Origin of the sequence: Mangrovihabitans endophyticus (genome assembly GCF_014646155.1) — a bacterium.
Classification (GTDB): domain Bacteria; phylum Actinomycetota; class Actinomycetes; order Mycobacteriales; family Micromonosporaceae; genus Actinoplanes; species Actinoplanes endophyticus.
This window is the reverse complement of sequence record NZ_BMMX01000018.1, coordinates 38,975-57,522: the sequence shown is the minus strand read 5'-3', so window position 1 is coordinate 57,522 and position 18,548 is coordinate 38,975. Positions and strand designations below refer to the sequence as shown.

Here is an 18,548-nt window from a genome sequence, read left to right as displayed (position 1 = left end):
TCACCGCACCTTCGGGAAGCCGAGGTCCACCGCGGACGTGGCCGGGTCCGGCCAGCGGGCGGTGACGACCTTGCCGCGGGTGTAGAACTGCAATCCCTCCGGGCCGTACATGTGCAGATCGCCGAAGAGCGAGGACTTCCAGCCGCCGAAGCTGTAGTAGGCCACCGGCACCGGGACCGGCACGTTCACGCCGACCATGCCGCAGACCACGTCGTACTGGAAGCGCCGGGCCGCGCCGCCGTCGCGGGTGAAGATCGCCGTGCCGTTGCCGTACGGGTTGTCGTTGACCAGTGCCACGGCCTGCTCGTAGGTGTCCACCCGGACCACCGACAGCACCGGGCCGAAAATCTCGTCGGTGTACAGCGGGGTGTCCGTGCCGACCCGGTCCACCAGGGAGGCGCCCAGGAAGAAGCCCGGCCCGCGGCTGGCCGGATCGTCCCGGCCGTCCACCACCACCTCGGCCGTGCCGGGCTCAGCCAGGTACCCGGCCACCCGGTCGCGGTGTTCGGCGCTGATCAGAGGTCCCATCTGCGCCGCCGGGTCGGTGGCCGGGCCGACGGTGATCCGCGCGATGCGGTCGCGGATCGCGGCCACCAGCGGATCCGCGCCGGCACCGACCGCCACCACCACGGAGACCGCCATGCAGCGCTCACCGGCCGAGCCGTACCCGGCGGACACCGCCGCGTCGGCCGCCGCGCCGATGTCCGCGTCCGGCAGCACCACCATGTGGTTCTTGGCGCCGCCGAGCGCCTGCACCCGCTTGCCGCGCCGGGTGCCGGTCTCGTAGATGTGCCGGGCCACCGGGGTCGAGCCGACGAAGCTGACCGCCTGCACGTCGCGGTGCGACAGCAGCGTCTCGACGGCCGTCCGGTCGCCCTGCACCACGTTGAACGCCCCGTCCGGCAGGCCGGCCTGGCGCAGCAGGTCGGCCAGCAGCAGCGACACCGAGGGGTCCTTCTCGCTGGGCTTGAGCACGAAGGTGTTGCCGCACACCAGCGCGTTGCAGAACATCCACATCGGCACCATGGCCGGGAAGTTGAACGGGGTGATGCCGGCGACCACGCCCAGCGGCTGGCGGATCGAGTACACGTCCACCCCGCCCGCGGCCTGCTCGCTGTACCCGCCCTTGAGCAGGTGCGGCGCTCCGGCGGCGAACTCGGCGTTCTCCAGCCCGCGGGCCACCTCGCCCTCGGCGTCCGCGACGGTCTTGCCGTGCTCGGCGCTGACCAGGGCGGCGATCTCCTTGCGGTTGGCGTCCACCAGCTCGCGGAAGCGGAACATCACCTCGGCGCGCCGGCTCAGCGAGGCGGCCCGCCAGCCCGGGTAGGCGGCCAGCGCGGTGGCCACCGCCCGGCCGGTCTCCTGCTCGGTGGCCGGCACCACATAGGCCTGCTGTTCGCCGGTGGCCGGGTCGAACACCGGCAGCCGTGATGCACCGCCGCCGGCCAGGGCCCGGCCGTCGATCCAGTGTTTGATCTCTCGCACGCGGTCTCCTTCCTAGCGCAGGTAGTCGGACAGCCCGCGCCGGACGAACCGGCCGTGGCCGGCGCGGCCCCGGTACTGCCCGCCGGAGCTGATCACCTCGCCGCGGGACAGCACGGTGTCCACCGCGCCGTCGATCTCCCAGCCTTCCCAGGCGGAGTAGTCCATGTTCATGTGGTGCGTCTGGACGCTGATCCGGGTACGTCCGGCCGGGTCGTAGACCACGATGTCGGCGTCCGCGCCGGGCGCGAGCACGCCCTTGCGCGGGTAGAGGCCGAACATCCGGGCCGGGGTGGTGGCGATGGTCTCCACCCAGCGGGCCAGCGACAGCTTCTTGTCCACCACACCCTGGTAGAGCAGATCCACCCGGTGCTCCACGCTGCCGATGCCGTTGGGGATCTTGGAGAAGTCCCCGATGCCCATCTCCTTCTGATCCTTCATGCAGAAGGGACAGTGGTCGGTGGAGACCACGGACAGGTCGTTGGTGCGCAGGCCCTGCCACAGGTCGGCGCGGTGACTCTCGTGCTTGCTGCGCAGCGGGGTGGAGCAGACCCACTTGGCGCCCTCGAAGCCGGGCGCGCCGAGCTGGTCCTCCAGGGTCAGGTACAGATACTGCGGGCAGGTCTCGGCGAACACGTTGCGGCCGGTGTCGCGGGCCGCGGCCACCTGTTCCAGGGCCTTGCTGGCGGACAGGTGCACGATGTAGAGCGGGCAGTCGGCGGCCACCCCGGCCAGCCAGATCGCTCGGCTGGTGGCCTCCGCCTCCAGTTCCTGCGGTCGGGTGATGCCGTGGTGGACCGGGTCCGTCTCGCCGCGTTCCAGGGCCTGCTTGACCAGGACGTCGATGGCCGGCCCGTTCTCCGCGTGCATCATGATCATGGCGCCGTTGTCGCGCGCCTTCTGCATCGCCCGCAGGATCTGGCCGTCGTCGGAGTAGAACACCCCGGGGTAGGCCATGAACAGCTTGAAGCTGGTGATGCCCTCGTCGGCGACGAGCTGGTCCATCGCCTTGAGGGCGTCGTCGTCCACGCCGCCGAGAATCATGTGGAAGCCGTAGTCGATGTGGCACCGGCCCTCGGTCTTGGCGTGCCACGCGGCCAGGCCGTCCTGCACCACCTCGCCGTACCGCTGGATGGCGAAGTCGATGATCGTGGTGGTGCCGCCGATCGCGGCCGCCCGGGTGCCGGTGTCGAAGGTGTCGCTGGCCTGCGTGCCACCGAACGGCATCTGCATGTGCGTGTGCGCGTCGATCGCGCCCGGGATCACGTACTTGCCGGTGGCGTCGATGGTCTCCACGTCGCCGGGCCCGCGCCCGGGTGCGAACAGCGCCGCGATGGTCTCGTCGTCGATGAGCACGTCGGCCTGCACCGGCCCGGTGGCGTTGACCACCGTGCCACCCTTGATCAGCTTCACGGTGTCACCAGCCCCGCATAGGACTCCGGCCGCCGGTCGCGGTAGAACTGCCAGCGGTCGCGGACCGTGGACAGCAGGCTCATGTCCAGGTCGCGCACGATCAGCTCGGGGTTGTGGCCGTCGCCGACGTCGCCGACGAACTTGCCCTCCGGGTCCACGAAGTACGACTGGCCGTAGAAGTCGTCGTCGCCCAGCGGCTCGATGCCCACCCGGTTGATGGCGCCGATGAAGTATTCGTTGGCCACCGCGCTGGCCGGCTGCTCAAGCTGCCACAGATAGCTGGACAGGCCCCGGCTGGTGGCCGAGGGGTTGAACACGATCCGGGCCCCGGCCAGGCCCAGCGCCCGCCAGCCCTCCGGGAAGTGCCGGTCGTAACAGATGTAGACGCCGATCCGGCCGACCGCGGTGTCGAACACCGGATAGCCCAGGTTGCCCGGCCGGAAGTAGAACTTCTCCCAGAAGCCCTTCACCTGGGGGATGTGGTTCTTGCGGTACTTGCCGAGGTAGGTGCCGTCGGCGTCGAGGACCGCGGCGGTGTTGTAGAGCACGCCCGGCTGCTCCTGCTCGTACATCGGCAGGATCATCACCATGCCCAGTTCGGCGGCGAGCGCCTGGAACCGTTCGGTGGTCGGGCCGGGAATCGCCTCGGCGTAGTCGTAATAGGCCGAGTCCTGCACCTGGCAGAAGTACGGGCCGTAGAACAGCTCCTGGAAGCAGATCACCTTGGCGCCCTGGCCGGCGGCGTCGCGGGCGTAGTCCTCGTGCGCCTTGATCATTGACTCCTTGTCGCCTGTCCAGGTGGTCTGGACCAGCGCGGCGCGGATGACGTCAACCATGTTGCCCCTTTCCCGTACGCGTGGCGTGGGTCACCCTGCGATTGTGATCGCCGACTGACCATCTGTCATCGCCCCTCGCCGTGGCTTGACATCGGGCCCGGATGCCGTAGGACACTACGACACAGATTCGGGTGAACAATTGCCCAACTGTTACGACATGTTTCGGAGCGGTAATTTGCTCTCCCTGATCGCGGGCGCGGTCGGTGATCGCAGCGCCCGCGGCATCGCGGCCGCCGTGAGCCGCCTGATCACCGCAGGCAGCCTGCCGCCCGGCAGCCGCCTCCCCACCGTGCGCGACGTCGCCCGCGAGCTCGGCGTCAGCCCGACCACGGTGAGCGAGGCCTGGGGGAGCCTGACCCGTGCCGGGGCCATCCGCACCCGGGGACGTTCCGGTACGTTCGTGGCCGGTCCCGGTCGGCAACGGCTGCGGTACGCCCAACTGGCCGCCGCCGCGCCGGGCGCCGCCCGCGACCTGTCCACCGGCGTGCCCGACCACGACCTGCTGCCCGACCTCGCGGAGGCGCTGCGCCGCGTCGGCGACGGCCAGCTCACCACGTCCTACCTCGACGCACCGGTGCTGCCCGGCCTGGAGACCGTGCTGCGCGCCCGCTGGCCGTACCCGCCCGCCCGGATCACCGTCACCGACGGCGCGCTGGACGCCCTCGACCGGGTGGCGGCCGTGCTGGTTCGCTTCGGCGATCACGTGGTGGTGGAGAACCCGGCCTTCCCGCCGATGCTCGACCTGCTCGACACCCTCGGCGCGGCGGTGGTCGGGGTGCCGGTCGACGCGGACGGCCTGCTGCCCGATGAACTGGCGGCCTCGCTCACCGAGTTCGCTCCGGCCGCGGTGTTCCTGCAGCCGCGGGCACACAATCCGACCGGCGCCGGGATGAGCGCGCGGCGGGCCGCCGAACTGGCCACCGTGCTGGCCGGATTCCCGGACGTGATGGTGGTCGAGGACGACCACGCCGGCGACATCGCCTCGGCCCCGGCGGTCAGCATCGGCACGCATCTGAGTGACCGCACCGTGCACGTCTCCAGCTTCTCCAAGAGTCACGGCCCGGACCTGCGGCTCGCCGCGGTCGGCGGCCCGGCGACGGTGGTCGACGCGGTGGCCGACCGGCGCCTGCTCGGCCCCGGATGGTCCAGCAGGCTGCTCCAGGCGGTGCTGCTCGACCTGCTCACCTCCCCGGCGGCCGTGGCGCGGATCGCGCACGCCCGCGACGAGTACGCCCGGCGCCGCACCTGCCTGGTGCGTGCGCTGGCCCGGCACGGCCTGCACGCCCCGGCCGGCGACGGGATCAACCTGTGGCTGCCGGTCGCCGACCAGCACGCCGCCATGCTCACCCTGGCCGGGCACGGCATCGCGGTCGCCCCCGGCGCGCCGTTCTTCGCCGGGCCGTCCACCGGCGACCACGTACGGGTGACCGCCGGCCTGGTCCGCGACGGATTCGACGAGCTCGCGGCCGTGCTGGCGGCGGCCGCGGCGGACCCGGCGGCGGGCGGCGGCGCGCGCCCCCCGGCACACCCTCGCGGCTGGCGCTGACCCCACCCCTCAAATGACCTCGGACTTCTCTGGAGGCGCAGATGACCGACGAACTGCTCGACCGGCACCGTGCGGTGATGCCAGCCTGGATGCCGGTGTACTACGGCGGCGACGCCCTGGAGATCGTGTCCGGTTCCGGGCGCCGGGTCACCGACGCCTCCGGGAAGACCTATCTGGACTTCTTCGGCGGGGTGCTGACCACGATGATCGGCTACGACATCCCGGAGATCCGCGAGGCGGTGCAGGAGCAGTTGCGCACCGGCGTCGCGCACACCTCCACCCTGTACCTGATCCGCCGGCAGATCGAGCTGGCCGAGAAGATCGCCCGGGTCTCCGGCATCCCCGACGCGCGGGTCTTCTTCACCAACTCCGGCAGCGAGGCGAACGAGGCGGCCCTGCTGTTCGCCACCAACGTGCGCCGGTCCAACCAGATCCTGGCGATCAAGAACAGCTACCACGGCCGGACCTTCGCCACCATGGCGATCACCGGTCACCGTAGCTGGTCGGCCAGTTCGCTGAGCCCGGTCCAGGTGTCCTGGCTGCCCTCCGGCGAGCGGCTGCGCGGCCGGATGGCCGGGCTGACCGACGCCGACCACATCGAGGCGGCGGTGTCCGAGCTGCGCGAGACCCTGGCCACGGTCACCGCCGGGGACGTCGCGGCGCTGATCGCCGAGCCGATCCAGGGCGTCGGCGGGTTCGTGCACGCCCCGGACGGGCTGCTCGGCGCGCTGAAGAAGGAGCTCGACGAACACGGCATCCTGCTGATCGCCGACGAGGTGCAGACCGGCTGGGGCCGTACCGGCGACCACTTCTGGGGATATCAGGCGCACGACGTCACCCCGGACCTGATCACCTTCGCCAAGGGCATCGGCAACGGATTCGCGCTGGGCGGTGTGGTGGGCCGGGCGGACGTGATGAACGCGGTGCCCGCGATCAGCTTCTCCACCTTCGGTGGCAACCCGGTGTCCTGCGCGGCCGGCAACGCGGTGCTCGACTACGTGCTCGACCATGACCTGCAGGAGAACGCCCGGCGGGTGGGCGCGATCCTGCTGGACGGACTGCGCGAGCTGGCGGCCACGTCACCGATCGTGGCCGAGGTCCGCGGTCGCGGGTTGATGATCGGCGTCGAGTTCACCCGCCCCGGCACCGGCGAACCGGACGTGGCCGCCACCCTGCGGGTCTTCGACGAGTGCCGCGCCGGCGGCCTGCTGGTGGGCAAGGGCGGCCTGCACAACAACGTGCTGCGGATGGGTCCGCCGCTGACGCTGACCGAGGCGGAGGCACGTGAGGGCCTGGAGATCCTCACCGCGGCGGTCCGCACCGCCCAGGCGGAGGCCATCTGAGCCCGCCCCCGCCCGCCCTCGCACCCCGCCCGCCCCCTCGCCCCCGCCCGCCCCCCGCCCCGCCCCGCCCGCCTCCGCCCCTCGCCCCGTCGATCTTGGACTTGGTGTGGTCGATTCGTGTGGCTATGTCGCATAAGCCGGACCACAAACATCAAGATCGGCGGGGGTGGCATCGGCGTGTCCCGCCTGCCTGGCGCGGGGGCGGCGTGGCGGGGGGCGGGTGAGGGGCGTGCCGGGTGGGGGCGGGGCGGGCGAGGTGGGGGGGCTACCCGCATGGGTGTCGATGCGTGCCATCGTCGGTGCACGATCATGCCATTTTGGTGCAAAGTGGACCGTGGGATGCCGGTGCGTGGCTACGATGCCCGGCATGATGACCGCCGCGTGTCCCGTCGCCGCTCGTACGGTACACGTGAGTGCTTCGGAGTCGGTGCCGTCGCCCTGCCCGTCCACCGCCGAGCGCATCGGCTGGTTGTTGCGGTCCAACCGGGTGCACGGCGGTGACTCTCGGTGGACCCGGGCCAAGCATTTCGCCCTGGCGTTCCCCGGCGGCGCCTGGCCCGCCGGCATGCACGAGAGCACCATCTCGCGGTGGGAGACCGGCACCGTGCTGCCGCCCAGTTCCGCCGTGCGCCGCTACGAGGAACTGCTCGGCGTCGCGTCCGGAAACATGGCCACGATGGTGGAGACGGTGCGCCGCTTCACCGCGAACCCCGGCGACGACCCGTACCTTCCGGACCGGCTCGGCAACCGGGCCGACCTGGACGAGCTGCTCGAACGCGCGCTGTCCCGGGCCACCATGACCGGTGCGCACTGGGACGCCCTGTCCGCCCGGATCGCCGCCACCCCGCAGCTTGTCCTGGCGCCCCGCGCCACCCGTGCCGAGCTTGCGGAGCGGCTGCTCCGGGAGATGATCATTTCGCACGGGGTGCCGTGGCGGCGGCGTTTCGAGGCGCTCAACCGGCTGCTGGATCATCCGTCCTGTGGTCCGGAGGCGGTCGCCGCGTGCGCGAGCCTCGCGGCGGACCGCACCAACCAGGTGTTCATCGAGACGGTCGGGGTGCTCGACGCCAGCGCGCACCCGGATGCGGCCCGCCACGTTCTCGCCCAGCTCGCCCACCCGACCAACGACCGCGCGCTGACTGGTGCGCTGCTGGCGTGCTTACGCAAGATCCGCTTCGGGCACTTCACCGCCGACCAGCTCGGGGTGCTGGCCGGGCACATCGCCGAACTGCGGGATGATCCGGTGCACCAAGCGGATGCGCGTCCGGTGGCGGCGCTGCTGCGCCGGCGTGCGCCGCACCTGCACCGGCGGCCGGTGCCGGCGGGTCCGGCGCGGGCGGCCGTCCCGGCCCGCGGACCGGGGCTGTCGTTCGACGAGTCGGCGCTGGCCATGCGGATCGCGGAGGCGGCCGGTGGCGCGGCGGGCGCCGACACGCGTACCGGAATGCGGGGTGACATCTTCGCTCACCTGGTGGCCGAAACCCTGTTCCATCCGGTGAGCGACGCCCGGCTCTACAGCGCGATGCTGGTCTCCGCGACACCACACCGGGAAGGGCTGGCCGCGGCGTTGGCCGACGAGCTGAGCCGGGCCGCGACGGACCGCACCGGGCTGGGCACACGCCTGGTGGCCGCCCTGCGCACGCTGGGCGGCGCGGAGCAACGGCCGCTGCTGGAGGGCATCGTCACCGGTCCGGGGTGGCCGGACCCGCTGGTCAAGGAGGCCACGTTCGGGGTCGGTCACCTGGGTTGCGGCAACGATCCCGGCTTCTGGCGGGCCGCGCTGGGCGCGCAGCAGCAGCGGTTCCGGCGGGGCACCGCGGGCGCCGACGCGCTCACCGGCACCGTCTACAGCATCGGGGTGGCGGGGCAACGGGCGGTGCTGGCCGATCTGAGCCGCGATGCCGAGGTCTGTTCGCCGGTCCGGGCGGCTGCGGCCTGGTGGCTGGACATCCCGGAGCACCTGTACGCCAGTGTCCGGCGCTGACCGAGCCGGTTCTTGCACCGCCGAAGCCGCCTGCAATTGATCTCTATGGGGGAGAGTGTCCGGCCTACGGTCGACAGGCGTCGCCGCCGCACGGCCATGGCGCCGTCGCCGTGCCCCGCAGTCCCGGCTGGAACGTGACTGTGGTGTGCCGCTCGGTGACCGGCGGAGGTGAGGGGCGGGATCGGGTCCGGACGTGGCGGCGGCCGGACCCGATCCCCCTCCGCCGAGAGATCGCGTTCGCCGAAAGACCGCTGGTCGGGCGCGGCACGGCGATCCGGAGGCGCTATCGTCGAGGTGGACCGGCGGAGGGTGGCCTTGACGAGACGGTGTGCGGTGCGATGACGCCGACTCAGCTACGGGCGTTCGCCGCCGTGGTGCGTCTCGGTTCGGTCAAGCAGGCCGCCGCGGAACTACAGGTGTCCGAGTCGGCGGTGTCGTTGCACATCGGCCAGCTCCGCCGGGAACTCGGCGATCAGCTTTTCAACCGCACCGGGGCGGGTCTCGCCTTCACGCCCGGCGGTCTGCGTCTCGCGGGCCGCTCCGCCGAGCTGATCGGCTTGCAGGACCGCACGATTCTGGAGGTCACCCAGGCGGGGCAGGGACGACGGCTGCTGCGCGTGGCGGCGTCCAGCCTGTTCGCCGAGCACGCCGCGCCGGGACTGCTGGAGGCGTTCTCGGCTCGCGCCGCGGACCTGGACGTGGAGCTCAGCGTGTGCAACCCGGGCCGGTTCGTGTCGCTGCTGCGCACCCGTGCGGCGGACGTGGCGATCGGCCCGCGCCCGGAGGATCCGGGGACCCCGCTGGCCGTGCGCCCGGTGATGAACATCCATCTGATCCTGGTGGCCGGTCCGGAGCATCCGCTGGCGGGTGCGCCGGTGAACATCGCCCGCGTGCGCGAGCAGACCTGGCTGCTCGGCCCGTCCGCCGCCGGGTCGCTCGGCGCGGTGCCCGCCCTGCTGCGCCGCCTCGGGGTGCCCGAGGAGCACCAGCAGATCTTCCAGAGCCACGCGGCCGCGGTGGAGGAGGCCAAACGCAACAAGGGGATCGCCCCGGTGCTGTCCTTCGCCGTCGCCCAGGACCTGGCCGGTGGTCGCCTGGTCCGGTTGTCCGGGGCGAACCTGCACCTGGACGGGGTGTGGCACGCCGTCGCCCTGGCCGAACCGGACCCGCCACCGGCGGCGGCCGAACTGATCCGGTTCACCGCCACGCCCCGGGCGGTGCAGGCCATGGTGAAGGGCGCGGGCGTGCCGGTCAGCCGGTTCCGGCCCGCGGTGCACGTGACACTGTGGAGCTGATCGCGGTGACCACCTCGGCCAGCGCATGGAAGGTCCCGGCGGGCAGCAGCGCGTCGCAGTAGGGCAGCGCGGCGGCCATGGCCGCCACCCGCGGTGCGAAGCCGGGCTCGCCGGCCCGCGGGTTCATCCAGATCAGCCGGTACGCGCGACGCCGCATCCGGGCCATCGCGGTGGTCATCGCCGAGGGCGGGTCGCTGTCCCAGCCGTCCGAGGCGATCACCACCACCGCGCCACGCACCAGGTTGCCGTGGTGGGAGTCGAGCAGGGCCTGCAGGTTGGCGGCGATGCGCGTGCCGCCGAACCGGTCCGACGCGACGTCGGTGGGCAGGGCCCCGGACGCGAGGCGGGCGGTCATCCGAGTCAGTGACGTTGCGAAGGTGAACACCTCCGCGTCGGCGTGGTCCCGCAGGGCGCGCATCAGGTGCAGGTACGCCGCGGTCTGCGCCTGCATCGACTGGCTCACGTCGCACAGCAGCACGATCCGGCGAGGTTCCCGGACCGGTCGCAGGCAGACCGGCGTCATGAGCTCCCCGCCGGTGCGCCGCGCCCGTGCCAGCGTGGCGCGCAGGTTCACCGCCGGGCCGCGCCGGTGCGCCGCCTGGCGGCGGGTGCGGCGGGTGGGCCAGGTCGTGCCGAAGCCCCGCAGCCACTGCGCGAGCAGGGCGAGCTGATCCGCGTCCAGGTCGTCGAACGGCCGGTCGGCCAGCGCCTCAACCGCGCTGGGCCGCCGCTCGGGCAGCGCCGGGCCGGTGTCGTCATCGGTGTCCGCCTCGGCGACCACCGCGGGCAGCGTCGCCCAGGGCAGCCCGCCCCCGTCGGTGGCGGGTTCCTGCCCGGTGGCGGGTGCGGCGGCGAACCGGCCGGGCGCGGCGGGACCGCGCCGCGCCGCGCCCGTCGGCGGGCTCTGGTCGGCGAACAGCGCGCCGAACACCGCGTCGAACGCGGCGATCTCGTCGTGCCGGCCGACCAGGGTGATCCGGGCGGTCCAGTAGAGGGCCGTGGTGGTGACCGGCGGGTGCACCCGCAGCGCCTCGGCGAGGTCGCCGGCACCGGTCAGGCCGACCGGCACGCCGGCGGCGCGCAACCGGCGCACCAGCGCCACCGCGAACGCGGCCCGGTCCACGCCCCGCAACGGGCCGCCGCCGTGTGACCGGCCGCCGCCGTCTGACGGGCCGCCGCCGTCTGACGGGCCGCCGTGTGATCGCTCGCCGCCGGGTGGGCCGTTCATGTCACCGCACGCGGCGCCAGACCACGATGCCGACCAGCAGCGCCGCCACACCCGCCGCCACCGGCACCAGCCGCTTGCGCAGCGAGCCACCGGCCAGCGCCATCAGGTCCAGCGCCTCCGGTTCCGTCCGGGGCCCGCCGGCGGGCGCCGGGCGGGAGGCGGCGCCGGCGGGGGAGGAGGAGACGGCGGAGGAGGAGACGGCGGGGGAGGAGACGGTGCCGGCTGCGGTGGGCTCGACCGCGCCCGCGACCGCCGCCGCCGGGCCGGCCGTCTCCGTGGTCGCCACCACCGCCGGGGCGACGTCGGTGGCGAAGGCGCTGGCCTGGCCGCCCGGCGCGGTGACCGCCGGTTCGGTGTTCACCGCCGGGTTGCCGGTCGCGGACGCGCCGCCCGCGACCGGAGTGGCCCCGGATCCGGCATCGGAGCCCGCACCGGCTCCGGCATCCGCTCCGGCGTCCGGACCGGCAGCCGCGCCGCCGCCGTCGGTCCCGGCGCCGATCTTCTCCTCCAGCGAGGCCACGAACTGGCCCAGCAGCTTCTGCGACACCTCCTTGATCATGCCGCTGCCGAACTGGGCCAGCTTGCCGGAGATCTTCAGATCGGTGTCCACGCTCACCGCGGTGGCGTCGCCGTCCGGCCGCAACCGCGCGGTGATCATCGCCGCCGCGTTGCCCGCCGACCGGCGGTCGCGGCCCTTCGCGTCGATCACCGCCCGGTGCGCCCCGTCGTCCTTCTCCACGAACCGGGCGGTGCCCGCGAACTCGGACATCACCGGGCCGACCTTCACCCGTACCCGCCCCTGGTAGACGTCGCCGTCCACACCGGTCAGCTCGGCGCCCGGCAGGCAGGGTGCGATCCCCTCCAGATCGGTCAGCACCTGCCAGGCGTGATCGATCGGGGTGTGCACGGTGAACTCGTTGCTGATTTTCATGTCTCCTCCAGCAGGGCGGCGACGGCGGCCAGGTCGTCCGGTGTCTTGGCGAGCGCGCCCAGGGTGGCGAGCGCCTCCCCGCGGACCAGGTCGCCGACGTGCAGGGCGGACAGTGCGCCCACCCAGTCGATCGCTTCGGCCAGGCCCGGTGGCTTCTCCAGGCGCAGGTCGCGGGCGTGGCCGAGGAACGCGGTGGCGGACGCGATGAGCGGCTCGGCGGCGGCCGGCACATTGCGGCGCAGGATCTCCGCGGCCCGCTCGGGTTCCGGATAGTCGATCCAGTGGTAGAGGCAGCGGCGGCGCAGCGCGTCGTGCAGCTCGCGGCTGCGGTTGGAGGTGAGCACCACCACCGGCGGCTGCTGCGCGACGAACGTGCCCAGCTCCGGCACGGTGACCGCGGCCTCGCCGAGGAACTCGAACAGCAGCGCCTCGAACTCGTCGTCGGCGCGGTCGATCTCGTCGATCAGCAGCACCGGCGGGGTCGGCCCGGTGTGCCGCACGGCGCGCAGGATCGGCCGCTCCTGCAGGAACTCCGCGGTGAACAGGTCGGCGTCGGTCAGCGTCTCCCGGCGCGCCTCGGCCAGCCGGATGGCCAGCAGTTGCCGCTGGTAGTTCCACTCGTACAGGGCCTCGGCGGCGGTCAGCCCCTCGTAGCACTGCAACCGCAGGAACGGCGCCGCGAGCACCCGCGCCAGCGCCTTGGCGGCGGTCGTCTTGCCCACCCCCGGCTCGCCCTCCAGCAGCACCGGACGGCCCAGCCGCAGCGCCAGGAACAGCGCGGTGGCCATGCCGTCGTCGGCCAGGTACCCCTGCTCGCCGAGCCGTCGGCGCACGTCGTGAGCGTCGTGCACGCCGCTCAGTCCGCCTGCCGCAGGTACGCCTCGCGGCACCCCGGGCCGCAGAACCACCGGCCGTCGGCGTGCGGCGTGTCCGGCCCGGGTATCACGGTCATCCCGCACACCGGATCGGTCTGCGGTTGCGGGTACGTCGGAGGGGCCGCCGTGGCGGCGGTCAGCCCCTCCGTGCGTACCGCACGGACGATCGCGCCCATCACCGACAGGGCGATCTCCGGGGCGGTGCGCGCGCCCAGCGGCAGACCGGCCGGGGTGTGCACCCGCCGGCGGTCGTCGTCGCTGAGCTGCATCTCGTCGAGCAGGGCCGTGCCGCGGGTGTGGCTGGCGATCAGGGCCACATATCCGACCCCGGCGTCCAGCGCCCCGCGGATCGCCTCGGGCTCCGCGGTGCCCATGCCGGCCACCACGGCCGCGGTGGCGCCCGCGTACCCGCCGTCGCGCACCACCTCGAAGTCCAGGAACGCGGCAAGCGTGGCGACCGCCGCGGCGATCGGGGTGTCGCCGGACAGCCGCAGCACCGGCGGCGGCAGCACCGGGCGCAGGAAGATCTCCAGCGCCCCGCCGGAGTGGCACGGGTTCACCACCACCTGCGCCCCGGGCGTCTCCGGGAAGGCCGCGCCGTCCTCGGGCAGCACCCGCAGCAGGAGCGTGCGGCCACCGCGCAGGGATTCCAGCGCGGCGGCCCGCACCGAGCCCTCGGCGCAGTGGCCGCCGACGAACCCCTCGATGGAGCCGTCGTCCAGGATCACCGCGTCGTCGCCCGGCCGCGCCGACGACGGCGCCTGCGCACGGACCACCGTGGCGTGCACGAACGGCCGCCGCTGCCGGGTGAGCGCGTCCGCGCGCTCGGCGATGGAGGTCACCGTGCCCCCTAGATCGGCGGGCGGGCGGCGCCCCGCATCGCGTCCCAGACCCGCGAGGGGGTGAGCGGCATGTCGGCGTGGCTGACCCCGAACGGCTTGAGCGCGTCCACCACGGCGTTCACGATCGCCGGCGGCGACCCGACGGTCGCGGACTCGCCGACGCCCTTGGCGCCGATCGGGTGGTGCGGGGACGGGGTCACGGTGAAGCCGGTCTCCCAGTCCGGCACCTCCAGCGCGGTCGGGATCAGATAGTCCATCAGCGACGCGCCCAGGCAGTTGCCGTCCGGGTCGAAGGCGATCATCTCCATCAGCGCCATGCCGACGCCGTCGGTCAGCCCGCCGTGCACCTGGCCCTCGATGATCATCGGATTGATGCGGGTGCCGCAGTCGTCGACGGCGATGAACCGGCGCACCTTCACCTGGGCGGTGCCCGGATCCACGTCCACCACGCAGATGTACGCGCCGTGCGGATAGGTGAGGTTGGAGGGGTTGTAGCAGATCTGCGCCTCCAGGCCGCCTTCGATGCCGTCCGGCAGGTCGCCGGCGCCGTGCGCGCGCATCGCGACATCCTGGATGGTCACCGACCGGCCCGGGTCGCCCTTGACGTGGAACGCGCCCTTGCGCCACTCCAGGTCCGCCACCGACACCTCCAGCATCCCGGAGGCGATGATCCGCGCCTTGTCCCGCACCTTGCGGGCGACGAGCGCCGCGGCGGCACCGGACACCGGCGTGGACCGGCTGCCGTACGTGCCCAGGCCGAACGGCGTGTTGTCGGTGTCGCCGTGCAGCACGTCGATGTCGTCCGGTGGGATGCCGATCTCCTCCGCCACGATCTGCGCGAAGGTGGTCTCGTGGCCCTGGCCCTGGGTCTGCACGGACAGCCGCACCACGGCCTTGCCGGTGGGGTGCACCCGCAGCTCGCACCCGTCGGCCATGCCCAGGCCCAGGATGTCCATGTCCTTGCGCGGGCCGGCGCCCACCGCCTCGGTGAAGAAGGCGATCCCGATGCCCATCAGCTCGCCGCGCTCCCGCTTCTCGGCCTGTTCGCGGCGCAGCTCCTCGTACCCGGCGATCTCCATGGCCAGGCGCATCGTCGGCTCGTAGTTCCCGGAGTCGTACACCCACCCGGTCCGGGTGGTGTAGGGGAACTGCTCGGGGCGCAGCAGGTTCTTCAGCCGCAGTTGCGCCGGGTCCATCTCCAGCCGGTACGCCAGGCAGTCCACGATCCGCTCCACCAGGTAGACCGCCTCGGTGATGCGGAACGAGCACGCGTACGCGACGCCGCCGGGCGCCTTGTTGGTGTAGACCGCGGTCATCTTGCAGTACGCGGCCTGCAGGTCGTAGCTGCCGGTGAACACGCCGAAGAAGCCGGCCGGGTATTTCACCGGCGCGGCGGTGCCGTTGAACGCGCCGTGGTCGGCCAGCACGTTGGTGCGGATGGCGAGGATCTTGCCGTCGCGGGTGGCGGCGATCTCGCCGCGCATCACATAGTCGCGCGCGAACCCGGTGCTGATCAGGTTCTCCGAGCGGTCCTCCATCCACTTCACCGGCTTGCCGGTGACGATCGAGCCGACGATCGCGCACACGTAACCGGGGTAGATCGGCACCTTGTTGCCGAAGCCGCCGCCGATGTCCGGCGAGATCACCTGGATCTTGTGCTCGGGCAGGCCGGCGACCATCGCGTACAGGGTGCGGTGCGCATGCGGCGCCTGGGTGGTGGACCACAGCCGCAGCTTGCCCTCCACCGGGTCGAAGTCGGCCACCGCGCCGCACGTCTCCATCGGTGCCGGGTGCACGCGCGGATAGACGATGTCCTGGCTGACCACCACGTCCGCGGCGGCGAACACCCGCTCGGTGGCCTCCGCGTCGCCGGTCTCCCAGTCGAAGCAGTGGTTGTCCGACTTGCCGTCCAGATCATCGCGGATCACCGGTGCCTCGGGGGCGAGCGCGGTACGCGCGTCGATCACCGGGTCGAGCATGTCGTACTCGACGTCGATCAGCTCCAGCGCGTCCCGGGCCGCGTACCGGTCGTCGGCCACCACGAAGGCGACCTCCTGGCCCTGGAAGCGCACCTTGTCGGTGGCCAGCACCGCCTGCACGTCGCCGGAGAGCGTGGGCATCCAGGCCAGGCCCTGCTCGCCCAGCGCCTCCCCGGTGACCACGGCGCGCACGCCGGGGGAGGCCTGCGCCGCGGTGACGTCGATGGAGACGATCCGCGCGTGCGCCACCGGCGAGCGCAGGATCGCCAGGTGCAGCATGCCGGGCAGTTGCACGTCGTCCACGTACCGGCCGCGCCCGCGCACGAACCGCGGATCCTCCTTGCGCAGCATCCGGCCGTGGCCCAGCGGCTTGTGATCGTTGTTCTCCGGCTCCACCCGGTGTGCCGTGGTGGTCATGAGTTCACCGCCGCCCATCTCACCGATCGGACAATCGTCGCGTATCCCGTGCACCGGCAGATCTGCCCCGAGATGGCCTCGCGGATCTCCTGCTCGGTGGGGTCCGGATTGCGGTCCAGCAGCGCGCGGGCGGTCATCATCATGCCCGGCGTGCAGAACCCGCACTGCAGCCCGTGGCACTGCATGAAGCCCTTCTGCACCGGGTCCAGTTCCGCCCCGTCGGCCAGGCCCTCCACGGTGCGCACCTCGTGCCCGCCGGCCATCGCGGCCAGCACCGTGCACGACTTCACCGGCTCGCCGTCCAGCCACACCACACAGGTGCCGCAGTTGCTGGTGTCGCAGCCCCAGTGCGTACCGGTCAGACCCAGCACGTCGCGCAGGAAGTGCACCAGCAGCATCCGGTCCTCGACCTGCCGCGTCACCTCCGCGCCGTTCACGGTCATCGTGATCTGCACTCAGCTCACCCCTCGATCCGTTGCGCGCAGCGGCGCAGCGTGCGCCGGGTCAGCTCGCCGGCCAGATGCCGCTTGTAGTCCGCGCTGCCCCGCTGATCGGTGGCCGGATCGCAGTGCCGGCTCGCCAGCGCGGCGGCCTCCTGCCAGGCGTCCTCCGACGGTTGCCGGCCGCGCAGCGCCTGCGAGATCGCCGGGATGCCGGTGGTGTTCGGGCCGACCGCGGCCAGCCCCACCCGCGCGTCGGCGATGGTCCCGTCCGGGTTCAGCCACAGCGCCGCCCCGGCGGACGTGACGGCCCAGTCGCCGGCCCGGCGCTCCACCTTCTCGTACGCGCTGCTGCCGCGCTCGCGCACCGGGATGCGGATCTCGGTGAGGATCTCGCCGTCGCCGACCGCCGTCTCGTACGGTCCGCGGTGGAAGTCCTCCATGCTCACCGTGCGGGTGCCGCCCGGTGCCCGGATCACGCAGCTCGCGTTCAGCGTGGTGCACACCGCGGACAGGTCCTCCGACGGGTCCGCCTGGCACAGCGAACCGCCCAGCGTGCCGCGGTTGCGCACCACCGGGTCGGCGATCACCCGCTCCGCGTCGGCGAAGATCGGGAACGCGGCGGCGAGCTCGGCCGACTCCAGCAGTTCCCGGTGCCGGGTGAGCGCGCCGATGCGCACCGTCTCCGGGCCGACCACGATGTATCCGAGTTCGCCGTGCAGGTCGTTGATGTCGATCAGATAGTCGAAGACGGCGAGGCGCAGCTTCATCATCGGCAGCAGGCTGTGCCCGCCGGCGACCAGCCGAGCCGTGCTGCCGAGCCGTGTCATGAGATCGAGCGCCTGGTCGACGCTCTCCGCCCGCCGGTACTCGAACGGGGCCGGCACCTGCATGCGCACACCCCCTTTTCGGTCGCGTTGCCGCGGCGTTTCGTGATCGCCGTGCCGTGCGCCGAATGTGTCGCGGGCCACAGGGGATGTCAACAGCGGATTAAGGGATCCCTTAGGTTGATCGTCGGCCGGATCGCGCCGCCGGCTGGATCATGGTGCGGGCAGGCTGATCCGCCGGTCGCGGTGTGCGGCCGGCGGATCGGAGTCCGGGGTCAGCTCGCCAGGAAGCTGCGCACGCGGCTCAGAATCGTGGTGTCGGTCAGATATCCGAGGTGGGTCTCGCACGCCACATAGTTGTTCGTGGCGCCGGACAGCCGGGTGCTGGTGTACGGGATGATCACGCCGTCGCAGGGGGAGTACCAGGTGGCGTACCGGGTGCTGCCCGGCGTCTCGTCACCGGCGCTGAGCGTGTTGATGAACGACGATCCCGGGTACATCTGCTGGCAGGTGCGGAACGCCAGGCAGGTGCTGGCCGCGGTGGTGCCGTGGTTGGCGCCGGCCAGCGAGGCGAGATGGTTCACGTACGCGGAGCCGCCCAGCTCCTTGAGGTACCAGAGGCTGACCAGGCCGCCCATGGAGTGGTTCACGATGTCCACCTTGGCGGCACCGGTGCGCGCCCGCACCATGCTCACATAGGTCGCGAGGCCGCGCGCGTTGTCCACGTTGTCGCCGTAGGAGTCGTACTCGTACGCGTACAGGTCGCTGCTGGAGTAGCCGCCGGCGCGGAAGACGGACTCGGCGGTGATCCAGTTGGAGGCGCTGCCGCTGAACCCGTGTACGAAGATCACCGGGGTGCCGGGGGCGGCGGCAGCGGGCGCGGCCGGCGCGAGGAGCAGGGCGGCCAGACAGACGGCCAGGAGTGTCACGATCCTTCGCATGGAACCTCCATCGAGCGGTCGGGGGTACCACGGAGTCTCGGCGCGTAATCGCACGGAAACATCGGCGAAATCGCCGGTCGGTTGGTGGTGGCACGCGGAGTGAGCGTCCGCCGGGCGGCCGTGCGGGCGGCTGGTGGAAGGGAGGGGTCAACGCATCGATGACCGTCTA

At 72.5% G+C, this 18,548-nt stretch carries 15 protein-coding genes; 4 read left to right on the top strand and 11 right to left on the bottom strand.

Features of this window, described 5'->3' with window-relative positions:
* Genes IEY73_RS19470 through IEY73_RS19460 form a run of 3 tightly spaced genes read right to left on the bottom strand, consistent with a single transcriptional unit; the run spans nucleotide 1 to nucleotide 3,731 of the window.
* Entirely contained in the window at nucleotides 1-1,485 is a 1,485-nt protein-coding gene (locus tag IEY73_RS19470; RefSeq protein WP_189080676.1) for a CoA-acylating methylmalonate-semialdehyde dehydrogenase, read from the bottom strand.
* Between the two features lie 12 nt (nucleotides 1,486-1,497).
* Entirely contained in the window at nucleotides 1,498-2,895 is a 1,398-nt protein-coding gene (gene hydA, locus IEY73_RS19465) for a dihydropyrimidinase (protein ID WP_189080675.1), read from the bottom strand.
* Nucleotides 2,892-3,731 (bottom strand): nitrilase-related carbon-nitrogen hydrolase, encoded by an 840-nt coding sequence (locus IEY73_RS19460; RefSeq protein ID WP_189080674.1) that lies wholly within the window; start codon nucleotides 3,729-3,731, stop codon nucleotides 2,892-2,894. Before IEY73_RS19460 ends, hydA begins: the two co-directional genes overlap by 4 nt.
* Before the next feature lie 157 nt (nucleotides 3,732-3,888).
* On the opposite strand from IEY73_RS19460, the gene IEY73_RS19455 reads away from it, so the two are divergent.
* The 4 genes from IEY73_RS19455 (at nucleotide 3,889) to IEY73_RS19440 (ending at nucleotide 9,899) form a co-directional block, all read left to right on the top strand.
* A complete protein-coding gene (locus IEY73_RS19455; RefSeq protein ID WP_229715971.1) occupies nucleotides 3,889-5,277 on the top strand; it encodes an aminotransferase-like domain-containing protein in 1,389 nt (462 codons plus the stop codon).
* A 41-nt stretch (nucleotides 5,278-5,318) separates the two neighbouring features.
* Nucleotides 5,319-6,620 (top strand): aspartate aminotransferase family protein, encoded by a 1,302-nt coding sequence (locus IEY73_RS19450; protein WP_189080673.1) that lies wholly within the window; start codon nucleotides 5,319-5,321, stop codon nucleotides 6,618-6,620.
* A gap of 409 nt (nucleotides 6,621-7,029) precedes the next feature.
* Complete coding sequence (locus tag IEY73_RS19445; RefSeq protein WP_189080672.1) at nucleotides 7,030-8,604, top strand: helix-turn-helix domain-containing protein; 1,575 nt, start codon at nucleotides 7,030-7,032, stop codon at nucleotides 8,602-8,604.
* Nucleotides 8,605-8,942: 338 nt separating this feature from the next.
* Complete coding sequence (locus tag IEY73_RS19440; protein ID WP_189080671.1) at nucleotides 8,943-9,899, top strand: LysR family transcriptional regulator; 957 nt, start codon at nucleotides 8,943-8,945, stop codon at nucleotides 9,897-9,899.
* Here the strand turns inward: IEY73_RS19440 and IEY73_RS19435 are convergent.
* The 8 genes from IEY73_RS19435 to IEY73_RS19400 all read right to left on the bottom strand — a co-directional run bounded on the left by IEY73_RS19435 (nucleotide 9,856) and on the right by IEY73_RS19400 (nucleotide 18,379).
* Complete coding sequence (locus tag IEY73_RS19435) at nucleotides 9,856-11,127, bottom strand: vWA domain-containing protein (protein WP_189080670.1); 1,272 nt, start codon at nucleotides 11,125-11,127, stop codon at nucleotides 9,856-9,858. The genes IEY73_RS19440 and IEY73_RS19435 overlap by 44 nt on opposite strands.
* A 1-nt stretch (nucleotide 11,128) precedes the next feature.
* Nucleotides 11,129-12,058, bottom strand: a complete 930-nt coding sequence (locus IEY73_RS19430) for an SRPBCC family protein (RefSeq protein WP_189080669.1) — start codon at nucleotides 12,056-12,058, stop codon at nucleotides 11,129-11,131.
* Nucleotides 12,055-12,909, bottom strand: a complete 855-nt coding sequence (locus IEY73_RS19425; RefSeq protein WP_229715970.1) for an AAA family ATPase — start codon at nucleotides 12,907-12,909, stop codon at nucleotides 12,055-12,057. The genes IEY73_RS19430 and IEY73_RS19425 overlap by 4 nt, the downstream gene beginning before the upstream one ends.
* Before the next feature lie 5 nt (nucleotides 12,910-12,914).
* Nucleotides 12,915-13,775, bottom strand: a complete 861-nt coding sequence (locus tag IEY73_RS19420; protein WP_189080668.1) for an XdhC family protein — start codon at nucleotides 13,773-13,775, stop codon at nucleotides 12,915-12,917.
* Nucleotides 13,776-13,783: 8 nt separating this feature from the next.
* Nucleotides 13,784-16,171 (bottom strand): aerobic carbon-monoxide dehydrogenase large subunit, encoded by a 2,388-nt coding sequence (locus tag IEY73_RS19415; RefSeq protein ID WP_189080667.1) that lies wholly within the window; start codon nucleotides 16,169-16,171, stop codon nucleotides 13,784-13,786.
* Nucleotides 16,168-16,626 carry a (2Fe-2S)-binding protein gene (locus IEY73_RS19410; protein WP_229715969.1) on the bottom strand — a complete coding sequence of 153 codons (459 nt, stop codon included), beginning with the start codon at nucleotides 16,624-16,626 and terminating at the stop codon, nucleotides 16,168-16,170. Before IEY73_RS19410 ends, IEY73_RS19415 begins: the two co-directional genes overlap by 4 nt.
* 5 nt (nucleotides 16,627-16,631) lie before the next feature.
* Nucleotides 16,632-17,504 (bottom strand): FAD binding domain-containing protein, encoded by an 873-nt coding sequence (locus tag IEY73_RS19405; RefSeq protein ID WP_189080666.1) that lies wholly within the window; start codon nucleotides 17,502-17,504, stop codon nucleotides 16,632-16,634.
* 209 nt (nucleotides 17,505-17,713) lie between these two features.
* Nucleotides 17,714-18,379, bottom strand: a complete 666-nt coding sequence (locus IEY73_RS19400; RefSeq protein ID WP_189080665.1) for an esterase/lipase family protein — start codon at nucleotides 18,377-18,379, stop codon at nucleotides 17,714-17,716.
* Nucleotides 18,380-18,548 lie beyond the last annotated feature (169 nt).

Coding starts and splice junctions, on each gene's coding strand:
- IEY73_RS19460 (WP_189080674.1), bottom strand. CDS start 3,731: ATGGTTGACGTCATCCGCGCCGCGCTGGTCCAGACCACCTGGACAGGC.
- IEY73_RS19455 (WP_229715971.1), top strand. CDS start 3,889: ATGTTTCGGAGCGGTAATTTGCTCTCCCTGATCGCGGGCGCGGTCGGT.
- IEY73_RS19450 (WP_189080673.1), top strand. CDS start 5,319: ATGACCGACGAACTGCTCGACCGGCACCGTGCGGTGATGCCAGCCTGG.
- IEY73_RS19440 (WP_189080671.1), top strand. CDS start 8,943: ATGACGCCGACTCAGCTACGGGCGTTCGCCGCCGTGGTGCGTCTCGGT.
- IEY73_RS19435 (WP_189080670.1), bottom strand. CDS start 11,127: ATGAACGGCCCACCCGGCGGCGAGCGATCACACGGCGGCCCGTCAGAC.
- IEY73_RS19430 (WP_189080669.1), bottom strand. CDS start 12,058: ATGAAAATCAGCAACGAGTTCACCGTGCACACCCCGATCGATCACGCC.
- IEY73_RS19415 (WP_189080667.1), bottom strand. CDS start 16,171: ATGACCACCACGGCACACCGGGTGGAGCCGGAGAACAACGATCACAAG.
- IEY73_RS19405 (WP_189080666.1), bottom strand. CDS start 17,504: ATGCAGGTGCCGGCCCCGTTCGAGTACCGGCGGGCGGAGAGCGTCGAC.
- IEY73_RS19400 (WP_189080665.1), bottom strand. CDS start 18,379: ATGCGAAGGATCGTGACACTCCTGGCCGTCTGTCTGGCCGCCCTGCTC.